Source organism: Zoogloea sp. GW822-FHT05C07 (assembly GCF_058800215.1).
Genome location: NZ_CM179510.1, coordinates 3,168,733 through 3,180,442 on the forward strand (window position 1 = coordinate 3,168,733; position 11,710 = coordinate 3,180,442).

The following is an 11,710-nucleotide window of genomic DNA, read 5'->3' on the forward strand; positions in this document are numbered from 1 at the left end:
GGAGAAACACTAAATGGCAGCTAAAGAAGTCAAGTTTGGCGATTCCGCTCGCGCCCGCATGGTTGAAGGCATCAACGTCCTGGCCGACGCGGTCAAGGTGACCCTGGGCCCCAAGGGCCGCAACGTGGTGCTCGAGCGCTCCTTCGGCGCCCCGACCGTGACCAAGGACGGTGTGTCCGTGGCCAAGGAAATCGAGCTGAAGGACAAGTTCGCCAACATGGGTGCCCAGATGGTCAAGGAAGTCGCTTCCAAGACCTCCGACATCGCCGGTGACGGCACCACCACCGCCACTGTGCTGGCCCAGTCCATCGTTCGCGAAGGCATGAAGTTCGTTGCCGCCGGCATGAACCCGATGGACCTCAAGCGCGGCATCGACAAGGCTGTCGTGGCCACGCTGGAAGAGCTGCGCAAGCTGTCCAAGCCCTGTTCCACCAACAAGGAAATCGCCCAGGTTGGCTCCATCTCCGCCAACTCTGATTCCTCCATCGGTGACATCATCGCCAACGCGATGGAAAAGGTCGGCAAGGAAGGCGTCATCACTGTTGAAGACGGCAAGAGCCTGAACAACGAACTCGACGTCGTCGAAGGCATGCAGTTCGACCGCGGCTACCTGTCCCCCTACTTCATCAACAATCCGGACAAGCAGGTTGCCATCCTGGACAACCCCTTCGTCCTGCTGTTCGACAAGAAGATCTCCAACATCCGCGACCTGCTGCCGGTTCTCGAGCAAGTCGCCAAGGCTGGCCGTCCGCTGCTGATCATCGCTGAAGACGTCGATGGCGAAGCCCTGGCCACCCTGGTGGTGAACAACATCCGCGGCATCCTGAAGACCTGTGCCGTCAAGGCTCCGGGCTTCGGCGACCGTCGCAAGGCCATGCTGGAAGACATCGCCGTGCTGACCGGCGGCCAGGTGATCGCCGAAGAAGTCGGCCTGACCCTCGAAAAGGCCACCCTGGACGACCTCGGCCAGGCCAAGCGCATCGAAGTGGGCAAGGAAAACACCACCCTCATCGACGGCGCCGGCGTTGCCGAGCGCATTGAAGCCCGCGTCAAGCAGATCCGCGTGCAGATCGAGGAAGCCACTTCCGACTACGACCGTGAAAAGCTGCAAGAGCGCGTGGCCAAGCTGGCCGGCGGTGTTGCCGTGATCAAGGTTGGCGCTGCCACCGAAGTCGAAATGAAGGAAAAGAAGGCTCGCGTGGAAGACGCGCTGCACGCCACCCGTGCTGCCGTTGAAGAAGGCATCGTCCCCGGCGGCGGCGTTGCGCTGCTGCGTGCCCGCGCCAACCTGGCCGGCCTGAAGGGCGACAACCACGACCAGGACGCCGGCATCAAGATCGTGCTGCGCGCCATGGAACAGCCCCTGCGTGAAATCGTCGCCAACGCTGGCGCCGAAGCTTCCGTAGTGGTGAACAAGGTCACCGAAGGCTCTGGCAACTTCGGCTACAACGCTGCTACCGATGTGTACGGCGACATGGTCGAGATGGGCGTTCTGGATCCCACCAAGGTGACCCGTACCGCGCTGCAGAACGCCGCCTCCGTGGCTGGCCTGATGCTGACCACCGACTGCATGGTTGCTGAACTGGCTGAAGACAAGCCGGCCGGCGGCATGCCCGACATGGGCGGTATGGGTGGTATGGGCGGCATGGGCATGGGCATGTAATTCCCGCCTGGCTCCCAAAGCCTTGGAAAACCCCGCTTCGGCGGGGTTTTCTGCTTTCTGGGGGCTCTTGTTCTTTATTAAGGACTTTTATCGGTTCATAGAATACGTAAGTTGGCAGTAAGGGAGGCCCGGTACCTTGACATCACCCTGAGAGGAATCCTGTGGTTCCTCGGCAAAGGTTAATTGGAGAGGAGGAAAAAATGAGAGACGAACTCGGCGACCGCATCCGGGCAAATCCCAAATACCAGGAGCTGGTTTCGAAACGCAACGCCTACGGGTGGGTCATGACGGCCATGATGATGGTCGTGTATTACGGATACATCATGCTGGTGGCCTTCGACAAGGAATTCCTGGCGCAGAAAACTGGCGCTGGCGTGACCTCGCTCGGGATTCCCATTGGCTTGGGAGTCATCTTTTTCACCATCATCATTACCGGTGTTTATATCCGCCGGGCCAACACCGAGTTTGACGATCTGAAGGCTCAGGTTATCAAGGAGGCCACCAAGTGATGCGCGTTTCCAAACTTTTCCTCGGCCTGCTGGCCGTCGTGGCTTCCGGTGCAGCGCTGGCGGCTGGTGCCGATCTGGGCCAGGCTGAAAAGCAGGCCACCAACTGGACGGCGATCATCATGTTCGGCGTGTTCGTCGCCTTCACGATGTTCATCACCAAGTGGGCGGCCGGCAAGACCAAGTCGGCTGCCGACTTCTACACCGCCGGCGGTGGCATCACCGGCTTCCAGAATGGCCTGGCGATCGCCGGTGACTACATGTCTGCCGCGTCCTTCCTGGGTATTTCCGCTGCGGTGATGGCCAACGGCTACGATGGCCTGATCTATGCGATCGGCTTCCTGGTCGGTTGGCCGGTGATCACCTTCCTGATGGCCGAGCGCCTGCGTAACCTCGGCAAGTTCACCTTTGCCGACGTGGCCGGCTACCGCTTCCAGCAAGCCCCGATCCGTGCTTTTGCGGCATCCGGCACGCTGGTTGTCGTGGCCTTCTACCTCATCGCCCAGATGGTCGGTGCCGGTCAGCTGATCAAGCTGCTGTTCGGCCTCGAGTACTGGATTGCGGTGGTTGTGGTCGGTGCGCTGATGATGGTCTACGTGCTGTTCGGCGGCATGACGGCCACCACCTGGGTGCAGATCATCAAGGCCTGCCTGCTGCTCGCCGGCGCGTCCTTCATGGCCTTCATGGTGCTGGTCAAGTTTGGTTTCAGCCCCGAAGCGATGTTCGCCAAGGCTGTCGAAATCAAGACTGCGCTGGCTGCCAAGGATGCCAAGCTGATCGAGGAGGCTGCTGCCAAGGGCGTGGATATCGCCGTGGCTGCCGCCAAGAAGGGCGACTCCATCATGGGGCCGGGTACCTTCGTGAAGGATCCGATCTCCGCGATCTCCTTCGGCATGGCGCTGATGTTTGGTACCGCTGGTCTGCCCCACATCCTGATGCGTTTCTTCACCGTGCCGGATGCCAAGGAAGCACGCAAGTCCGTGGGTTGGGCGACCGTCTGGATCGGCTACTTCTACATCCTGACCTTCATTATCGGCTTCGGCGCGATCACCTTCGTGCTGACCAATCCGGAGTTCCTGGATGCCAAGGGCGCGCTGAAGGGCGGCGGCAACATGGCGGCCATCCACCTGGCTAACGCGGTTGGCGGCAACATCTTCCTCGGCTTCATCTCCGCGGTTGCCTTTGCTACCATCCTGGCCGTGGTTGCGGGCCTGACGCTGTCCGGCGCTTCCGCTGTGTCCCATGACCTGTACGCCACCGTGTTCAAGAACGGCAATGCGGATTCCGCTGCCGAGCTGCGCGTGTCCCGCATCACTACCGTGATTCTGGGCATCATCGCTGTAGTGCTGGGTATTGCCTTCGAGAAGCAGAACATCGCTTTCATGGTGTCCCTGGCTTTTGCAATCGCGGCTTCTGCCAACTTCCCGGTGCTCTTCATGAGCGTGCTGTGGAAGGATTGCACTACCAAGGGTGCAGTGATCGGCGGCTTCCTCGGCCTGATCAGCGCCGTGGTGATGACTGTGCTGTCCGATTCCGTATGGGTTGCCGTGCTGGGGCATCCGAAGGGCTCTGCACCTTTCCCCTACACCTCGCCGGCCCTGTTTTCCATGAGCATCGGCTTCGTCGGTATCTGGATCTTCTCGCTGCTCGATCGCAGCCCGAATGCCCAGAAGGAGCGTGAGGACTTCGCTGCCCAGCTGATCCGTTCCGAAACCGGTATCGGTGCCTCGGCTGCTTCCAGCCACTAAGCTGTGTTCCCCGCCGGGTGAAAACCCGGCGGTCGTTTGCCAACCCCGGTGGACCGCAAGGTCGCCGGGGTTTTAATTTGCATGGCCGGTGAGGGCGTGCCGGAATGGGGCAGGGAGCCCTGTGCTAGACTCGGACGGATTCGTGTGGGGCGTGTGGCCGCGCTGTTGCCTGCCGGGATGACGGCTGGGAATGCTGGCGTGGTGCGGCAGGGGTGGCCGGAAGCGGCCAGGCGGGAAAAAGACGGCGGGGGACAGAGCCGTCGGGCGGCCTGATCCCCCGAGGCGTGGTCCAGGCCAAAGCCGGGCCCGTGCCCCCAAGACCGAGTAAAAGGAGAACAGCGAGCCGAATATGCAACGGTCTGCTTACTTCAAACTTACACCTCAGTTTCATCGGGAGTGCCATGCGGATTCTGTTGGCTGAAGACGACCCCATCATTGCCGACGGCCTGTGCCGTGCGCTCAAGAAGGCCGGCTACGCGGTGGACCATGTTGCCAATGGCGCCGAAGCGGACACGGCCCTGCTCGGCCAGACCTTCGATCTGCTGATTCTCGACCTGGGGCTGCCCAAGCTGTCGGGCATCGAGGTGCTGCGCCGCCTGCGTGCGCGCAAGTCGGTGCTGCCGGTGTTGATCCTGACCGCCCAGGATGGTGTCGAAGACCGTGTGCGGGGGCTGGATGCCGGCGCAGACGATTACCTGACCAAGCCTTTCGCGCTGCCGGAGCTCGAAGCCCGCGTGCGGGCGCTGACCCGTCGCGGCACCGGCCAGGCCCGCTGCATCGAATATGCCCGCCTCGTCTACGACCAGGCGGACCGCGTGGTCAAGATCGACGGACAGGTGGTGGAGCTGTCGGCACGGGAGATTGGCCTGCTGGAAGTGCTGTTGCTGCGTGCCGGCCGCCTGGTGAGCAAGGAGCAACTGGTCGACCACCTGTGCGGCTGGGGCGAGGAAGTGTCGAACAACGCCATCGAGGTGTATGTGCATCGCCTGCGCAAGAAACTCGAGCAGAGCGGCGTGCAGATCGTCACCGTGCGTGGCCTGGGGTACTGCCTGGAAAAGCCGGATGTGGTCGCCTAGATGGCGCAAGGCGGCGGAGGATGCGTCCTCTGCGGATGGCAAGGCCTTCAATTCGCTGTTCGGCGAGATCCTCGACTGGATGCTGGCGCCACTGCTGTTCCTGTGGCCGATTTCCATCATCGTCACCCACAACGTTGCCAACAGCATCGCCAACCAGCCCTATGACCAGGCGCTGGCGGTCAACGTGCGGGCCATCGCCCGGCTCGTCAAACTGGAAAACGGCCAGGCCAAGGTCAATTTTCCGGCTCCGGCGCGCTTGATCCTGCGGGCCGACGAGGATGACACCGTCTATTACCAGGTGATCGGTTTCAAGGGCGAGCTGCTCGCGGGTGACAAGGAAATCCCCCACCTCAGTCCGCCGGACAACGTCGTGCCAGACCTGGTGATGTATAGGGATGAAACCATCGCCGGTGAGGAGGTCCGCGTTGCCTACCAGTTCCTGCGCCCCATCGACAGCATGCCCAATCGGCTGGTGCTGCTGCAGGTGGCCGAAACGCGCAACAAGCGCAGCACCCTCGCATCGCGGGTGGTGACCGGGGTTTTGCTGCCCCAGTTCGCGATCATTCCCATCGCCGTGATCCTCGTCTGGCTGGGCCTGTCCCGCGGTATTGCGCCGCTCAACCAGCTGCAGCGTCTGATCCGCCGCCGCCGTCCGTCCGACCTGTCGCCGATCTCGGTGTCTGGTGTGCCAGAGGAGGTGCGCCCGCTGATCGTCGCCTTCAACGAGATGATGGCGCGCCTCGAAGAAAACCTGCAGGCTCAGCAGCGCTTCATTGCCGATGCCGCCCACCAGATGCGCACGCCATTGACCGGCCTGCGCATGCAGACCGATCTGGCCCTGATGGAGACTGACCCGCAACAGATCCACCGCTCGCTGCTGCATATCTCCCAAAGTGCGGAGCGCGCCAGCCACCTGATCAACCAGCTGCTTTCCCTGGCTCGCGCCGAGGCCAGCTACGAGAAGATCTATGCCGTCGAACGGGTGGATCTCGAGTCCTTGCTGCGCAACATGCTCAGCGACTTCGTGCCGCGGGCGCGCCAGAAGAACATCGATTTCGGCCTCGAAACCACTGACGAGCCGCTGATCATCGACGGCAACCCGGTGCTGCTGGGGGAGCTGCTGAAGAACCTCATCGACAACGCCATCAAATACACGCCGGCCGGCGGTTGCGTCACCGTGCGCACGCTCGCCACCGAGCGTGCCATCGTCGAGGTCGAAGATACCGGCATCGGCGTGCCCGAGGCCGACCGGGAGCGGGTCTTCGAGCGCTTCTACCGCGTGCTCGGCAGCGCCGAGAGCGGTTCAGGTCTCGGCCTGCCCATCGTGCGTGAAATCGCCGAGCTGCACCGCGCCAAGGTCAGCCTGATTCCCAACCCGTCTGGTAAGGGCACCATCGCCCAGGTGGTTTTCCCGCGCAGCCGCTCGGCCTCCGAAGAGGAACTGGCGGGGCGCCTGGCCTTGCCGCGGATTGCCTCGGAACACTTTCCGCCGGGCTGATCGAAAATAAAAACAGAAAGTGCTTGACGAGTGCCAAGCTGTTTCCTATAATGCGCTCTCTTTCGGGGCCAGTTAGCTCAGTTGGTAGAGCAGCGGATTGAAAATCCGCGTGTCCGTGGTTCGATTCCGCGACTGGCCACCAAGTAATTCAAGTAAAAACGCCGATCCATGTGGTCGGCGTTTTTGCGTTAACGCGGGCGAAATGCGGCCGCACCAAGGCCACCCGGGGCCGTGCCTGTTCAGGGCTGTCACCCTTCAACTGGCGTCTGAACAGTCTCCCCAGCCGAGGCCGGCGAACAGAACCACAGCTTGTTGCCTTCGCTGTCGAGGAAGCTACCGACATTGAAGCCGTCGTCGTAGGTCTGAACCGGATCGGATATGCAGACACCGCGGGCGGCCAGGGCGGTGGCGGTGTCCGGCGCGTGGGCGGTGGCGATGGTGATGCGGGGGTTGGGCTGTTCCGTGGGCGTGCCGTACCAGCCGGATTTGAGCATCAGGATCGTCGTACCGAGGAAATAGCCGACCTTCTGCGTGCCTTCGTAGGCCGGTTCGAGGCCCAGCGTCTCGCTGTAGAAGCGATGGGCGCGATGTTTGTCGGTGACGGCCAGTGCGATGACCTTGATGCGCAGGAAGCCGAAGTCTGCCGCGGCCATGGTGCACTCCTCCGGAAACGGGCCTGGAGCCTTGTGGAGAGGCGCGGTGTGCCAACGCGCTGCACAAGGCCTACAAGCCCACTATAGACAGCCCCGATGCGTCTTTCAGGCCTGCGGCCCCGTGTGTGCGCTCACATGAGCGCTTCGATCTGCTTGTAAAGCGCGAACCGTTCCTGAACGCCGACGAAGCCGCCGTTGATGCGGCGGGTGATCTCCCGGAAGTCCTCCAGGTCGTCATCGTCCGTCTTGTCGTCGGCGAGGGCATTGAGTCCGTGGCTCTGCCAGAACCAGGCGGCACTCAGCACGGCATAGGCGGGTTGTTGCAGAAATTCCGGATGGCCGACCAGATCGGCGCCGATGGCCTGGCCCGCCGCGGCGTAGTTGCTCTTGCCGGTGAGCTGGATGAGACCCCGGCCACGGTAGCGGAAGCCGTCGCCGCTGTTGGCGTCCCCATTGCCGAGCCGGTTGGCGTAGACGAGGTTGCCCAGTTTCTGCTCGTTTTGCGCATAAGGCGTGGCTGCGGCGAGGGTGGGGAAGCGCTTGGGCCAGACTTTCACCAGTCTGGCGGCGCTGTAGTTGAGCGATTCGACGAGGTTCCGGAACTGTCCCGACTCGTGCCCGGTCTGGGCCAGGAAGCTGCAGATGCGGTCGCGGGTGTTGATCTCGTACTTGGCCAGTGCCGGGGCGAGTGCCGCGGCCCAGGCGTCGGGATCGGAGCAGAGGGGAAAGACCTTCTTCAGCGTGTCGGCGGTCAGCATGCTCATTCTCCGTGGGTCTCCCGTTGAAGCGTGGGGCAAGTGGCAAAGGGGCCGGGCTGTCGATGCAGATGGCGTAGCGCCTCTCCGTTATAGCCCGCGCCCCCATCTTTGCAAACGCGGGGACGGGCTGCGGCAGAGAATGCGGCGGTATGGCGGGAGCTTGATAAGATGCCGCGACACGGGCTTGTCCCGCTTTCCGGAGCGCTTCAACGATGCGCATGTCGTCCTTCCTGTTGGGTATTGCAGCCGTGGCGTGGAGTGCTGGCGTCATGGCGGACGTGGGCAACCTGTGCCGTGGGGACGAGAGAACCGTCTGGTCCTGCCGCGCCGGTGCCAAGTATTACTCCCTGTGTGCATCCAGCAAGCTGGGGGCGCAGGACGGCTATCTGCAGTACCGGGCCGGCCGGCTATCGAGGCTGGAGCTCCGCTTTCCCAATGGGCTGATCCACCCGCGCGGCTATTTCAAATTTGGGCTGTTGGCCCATGGGGCGAGCCTCGAATTCGCGCGCGGGGCCTACCGCTACGAGATCAGCGAGGATCTGAAAGGGGAGACGTCGATCCTGGTGCGTCTGCCCCAAGGCAGGATGGCATCCATCGACTGCTCCGACGCGACGCAGACCCTGACCGAAAACACGACCATCGATCTGTTCAAGTCCGCCGGTCTGGCGGAATAGCCGGGCAGCATGCGATTCCGGTGGGCGGGGCGGGTTGGTCACCCGTTCATCGGCCGCGGGCGCGCAGGAGCAAAGCCGGTTCGCGGAGCCGAGGACTGCCACTCGAGGACTGTCAGTCCTCGAGAATTTCCGTGTCGTTGTGGGTGTAGGCCGGTGCGCAGCAGCACAGGATGTGCAGTGCTTCGTCGCCGGTGGCCTCGATGCGGTGGGGCGTGCCGGGCGGGATGCAGATCGTGTCGCCAACTGCCACAGGGAACTGCTGGTCGCCGAGGGTCATCAGGCCGCTGCCGGCGGTGATGTGGTAGAGCTCCTCGGTCAGGTGATGGCGGTGCAGCAGCGTCCGTGTTCCGACCGGTACCGTGGCCTCGGCCAGGCTCTGGGCCGCGTTGCCGTGGACCGCAGGGTGCATCAGTTCCCGGATCACCGAGCCGTCCTTGGTTACATAGGGCGGGACCTGCCCGTAGTGCTGGATCTGCGCTGTCGAAGGTTTGCTTGGAGGCATGCTCGATACGTGCTCTCCGCCATTCAGGCCTGCAGCGTGCCACGATGGCCATGCAGGCGGATCAGCCCGGCGCCGATGATCAGCCCGCTCGCGTCGGCCACCACGTCCCACGGATCACCCACCCGGTTGAGCGTGAAGAAGTGCTGGGCCAGCTCGATGAGCACGCCGTACAGCAGCAGCCCGGCCGCAATTGACCACAGGCGGTTGGGCCAGCCACTCCAGCCCAGCAGCATCAGCAGGAGGAAGGCGGAACAGTGCTCGAGCTTGTCCTGGAAGGAAAAGGCGTTGAGTGCCTCGGGTAGCGGGATCATCGCCATCGTGAAGATGACGATCAGCGCCACGACGAAAGTGGCGCGCGACAAGGTTGGAGGCAGGATCGGGGCAGTGCTCATGCGGGAAATGCTGTTGTGCTAACGGCCGGCATTCTAGCGTGTCTCCGCCGAATCCGGGCGACGTCGGCCGGCCAGCCATTCCCAGATAAGGCCGCCGGGGCTGTCCCGTCCGGTCAGCACGAAGCGCAGGCTGTGCTCGTTGAACAGCGTCAGGCCGAGCTCCTTGCGGGCGCTCTCGCGGCCGGCGAAGAGCAGATGGTCGCCGGGCTGCAGGGTCTGGCCGAGGTCCGGCAGCAACTGCGGGGGCTGGCCGTCCCGGGCCAGCAGCAGCGGGATGCAGCCCAGCTCCGGCCGGTCGGTGAGCGGCGCCTTGAGGATGTCGGCAAGGCTGGGTGCCGCGCCTCTGCGCATCAGTAGGCGGTGCAGCGCGGGGGCCTGGGCGAGGTTCAGCGTCACGCTCCATACCGCGGGCACGGTCCAGCCGAGCTTGCCGGTGAGTTGTTCCAGCACGGAGCTGGCCCATGCGTCGCCGGCCTGCCTGACGGCGTCGAGGAACAGGGACAGCAGCGGTGTCGTCAGCGTGGCGAGGCATTCGTGGGCGACGATCTCGCTGGGGACGACCGAAAAATCCGCACCCACCGCATTGAATAAGGTCCGGTTGGCGACCTGGTTCTGGCGCAGCACCGTGAACAGGCCGGGGTTCAGCGTGCGGGCGGTGACGACGATGGACAGGTTGTCGATGTCGTTGCCGGTGGCCGCCACGATGCCGACGGCGTCCCCGATGCCGGCGTTGCCCAGCGCATCGCCGCAGGCGCCGTCGCCCTTCACGCCGATGCGCGGCGGATCGACGAAGACCTTCTTGTCTATGATCGTCAGCGGCAGCTCGGCCTTTTCGAGGGTGGTCGCCATGACCTTGCCGAAACTGCCGTAGCCGCACAGCACCCACTTGCCCCGCGGCGGTTCCCGGTGACGCGTCACCGTGGTGCCGGGCAGGCCGGTCAGCCACAGCAGCAGGTGGTAGGCGGACGGGGAGCGCAGGGCCAGAGCCATGTACTCGCCGAATTTCTCGAAGGGGTTGATGATGTGGCGGGTGCCGAAGGACGCCATGTTGGCCGCAGTGTCCGCGTGTTCGGCCCGGCACAGCGCGGGGATGGACGGGGCCAGCAGGCGGGACGAGATAGCGATCGCCAGGTTGGTTGGGTCGTGGTCGGTCAGCGCGATGACGCCGCGGCACTGGGGCTTGGTGAGGCCGGCAAAGACCAGCGTATCCGGCACGCTGGCGTCTGCGCACAGGGCCGGCATGTCGGCGGAATAGCTCTGCAGTTCCAGGTCGGCGATCTTGCCTTCGTCCTTGTCGATGACGACGGCCCGGTAGCCCATCTCGTCGAGAGCCTGGCAGATCAGGTGGCCGGTTTCGCCATAGCCGCAGACCAGGAAGAAGGCTTCGCGCAGGCGCCGCACCTGGCGCGCGAAGCGCTGTACCGCGAGGGCGTTGAGGAAGTTCTTGTCCTGCAGCATCGCGAACACGGTGCCGAGGGTGTAGGCCCAGCCGATGACGGACAGGTAGATGCAGACGGTCACCCACAGCCGCTGCTGTTCCGAGAAGGCGTAGGGGATCTCGCCGAAGCCGATCGTCGTGGCGGTGTAGCTGAAGAAATAGGTGGCGTGGAAGAAGCTCATCCGCTGCGGCACGCCCTGGGCGTCCGGCGGACCGGGAACCAGCGTCAGCCCGAGGACCGACACCGCGAAGATCACGATCAGGGTCAGCAGCGGCGCCCGCAGGCGGCGCAGGACCAGGAAGATCGTGCTGGCGGGCGTGCGGTCCAGCACGGGGGTCAGCGCCGCTGCATGATCGTTTCGGCGATGAGGATGATCACCGACACCACGTTGGCGAACAGCGCCCCGCCGGACAGGGAGACGATGCTCGACATGCTGGCGGCGGTGACGCCCGTGCCGGCCACGTGGGTCGCGTAGCCCCACACCATCGCGGCGGCCAGCAACTGCAGGTCGGCCACCAGGCTGGTTGCCAGGTGCACGGCGCCGATCTGCGTCCGGTCGCCAAACTTGAGCACCGTGGCGATCAGGTTGACGACGATCGCCGCGAACAGCTCGTAGAGGTCGTGGTGAACCGGGTTGTCGAGTTCGCCGATGAAGAAGCCGAAGTTCAGCGTGGCGGCAAAGACGATGAAGAAGCCAAAAATGACTTTTTCCAGGTTCATCGAAGGCGTCCGGAGAAGAGGGTATGCGCGGATGCTACACCGCCGGGATGGAATAAGGGCCTGACCCTCGCCTGGTTGGCG

At 63.7% G+C, this 11,710-nt stretch carries 12 protein-coding genes and 1 tRNA gene; 7 read left to right on the forward strand and 6 right to left on the reverse strand.

What is annotated here, in order from left to right; translation table 11 throughout:
* Nucleotides 1-13 precede the first annotated feature (13 nt).
* The 6 genes from groL to AC3QL2_RS14840 all read left to right on the forward strand — a co-directional run bounded on the left by groL (nucleotide 14) and on the right by AC3QL2_RS14840 (nucleotide 6,633).
* Nucleotides 14-1,663 (forward strand): chaperonin GroEL, encoded by a 1,650-nt coding sequence (gene groL / locus AC3QL2_RS14815; RefSeq protein ID WP_493231153.1) that lies wholly within the window; start codon nucleotides 14-16, stop codon nucleotides 1,661-1,663.
* Nucleotides 1,664-1,863: 200 nt separating this feature from the next.
* A complete protein-coding gene (locus AC3QL2_RS14820; RefSeq protein ID WP_493231154.1) occupies nucleotides 1,864-2,172 on the forward strand; it encodes a DUF485 domain-containing protein in 309 nt (102 codons plus the stop codon).
* Nucleotides 2,172-3,917, forward strand: coding sequence for a cation acetate symporter (locus AC3QL2_RS14825; protein ID WP_493231155.1), 1,746 nt, complete (start codon nucleotides 2,172-2,174; stop codon nucleotides 3,915-3,917). The genes AC3QL2_RS14820 and AC3QL2_RS14825 overlap by 1 nt, the downstream gene beginning before the upstream one ends.
* A gap of 401 nt (nucleotides 3,918-4,318) precedes the next feature.
* Nucleotides 4,319-4,993 (forward strand): response regulator transcription factor, encoded by a 675-nt coding sequence (locus AC3QL2_RS14830; protein WP_493231156.1) that lies wholly within the window; start codon nucleotides 4,319-4,321, stop codon nucleotides 4,991-4,993.
* On the forward strand, nucleotides 4,980-6,491 hold the full coding sequence (locus tag AC3QL2_RS14835; protein WP_493231157.1) for a sensor histidine kinase: 1,512 nt from the start codon (nucleotides 4,980-4,982) through the stop codon (nucleotides 6,489-6,491). The genes AC3QL2_RS14830 and AC3QL2_RS14835 overlap by 14 nt, the downstream gene beginning before the upstream one ends.
* Nucleotides 6,492-6,557: 66 nt before the next feature.
* Nucleotides 6,558-6,633, forward strand: a tRNA-Phe gene (locus AC3QL2_RS14840).
* Nucleotides 6,634-6,739: 106 nt separating this feature from the next.
* Here the strand turns inward: AC3QL2_RS14840 and AC3QL2_RS14845 are convergent.
* Together AC3QL2_RS14845 and AC3QL2_RS14850 are read right to left on the reverse strand one after the other, a co-directional pair.
* A complete protein-coding gene (locus tag AC3QL2_RS14845; protein WP_493231158.1) occupies nucleotides 6,740-7,144 on the reverse strand; it encodes a VOC family protein in 405 nt (134 codons plus the stop codon).
* 131 nt (nucleotides 7,145-7,275) lie between these two features.
* Nucleotides 7,276-7,908 carry a glycoside hydrolase family 19 protein gene (locus AC3QL2_RS14850; RefSeq protein ID WP_493231159.1) on the reverse strand — a complete coding sequence of 211 codons (633 nt, stop codon included), beginning with the start codon at nucleotides 7,906-7,908 and terminating at the stop codon, nucleotides 7,276-7,278.
* Between the two features lie 206 nt (nucleotides 7,909-8,114).
* Here AC3QL2_RS14850 and AC3QL2_RS14855 point away from each other — a divergent pair, with 206 nt between their 5' ends.
* Nucleotides 8,115-8,576 (forward strand): hypothetical protein, encoded by a 462-nt coding sequence (locus AC3QL2_RS14855; RefSeq protein WP_493231160.1) that lies wholly within the window; start codon nucleotides 8,115-8,117, stop codon nucleotides 8,574-8,576.
* Between the two features lie 112 nt (nucleotides 8,577-8,688).
* Here the strand turns inward: AC3QL2_RS14855 and AC3QL2_RS14860 are convergent, their stop codons facing one another.
* From AC3QL2_RS14860 to AC3QL2_RS14875, 4 genes are read right to left on the reverse strand one after another with little or no spacing between them, the layout of a single operon-like run.
* Nucleotides 8,689-9,078, reverse strand: a complete 390-nt coding sequence (locus AC3QL2_RS14860; RefSeq protein ID WP_493231161.1) for a cupin domain-containing protein — start codon at nucleotides 9,076-9,078, stop codon at nucleotides 8,689-8,691.
* A 23-nt stretch (nucleotides 9,079-9,101) separates the two neighbouring features.
* Nucleotides 9,102-9,470, reverse strand: a complete 369-nt coding sequence (locus tag AC3QL2_RS14865; protein WP_493231162.1) for a VanZ family protein — start codon at nucleotides 9,468-9,470, stop codon at nucleotides 9,102-9,104.
* A gap of 33 nt (nucleotides 9,471-9,503) precedes the next feature.
* Complete coding sequence (locus tag AC3QL2_RS14870) at nucleotides 9,504-11,240, reverse strand: potassium channel family protein (protein WP_493231163.1); 1,737 nt, start codon at nucleotides 11,238-11,240, stop codon at nucleotides 9,504-9,506.
* 5 nt (nucleotides 11,241-11,245) lie between these two features.
* Nucleotides 11,246-11,629: a DUF6394 family protein gene (locus AC3QL2_RS14875; RefSeq protein WP_374487221.1), complete on the reverse strand. Its 384-nt coding sequence runs from the start codon at nucleotides 11,627-11,629 to the stop codon at nucleotides 11,246-11,248.
* Nucleotides 11,630-11,710: the final 81 nt, after the last annotated feature.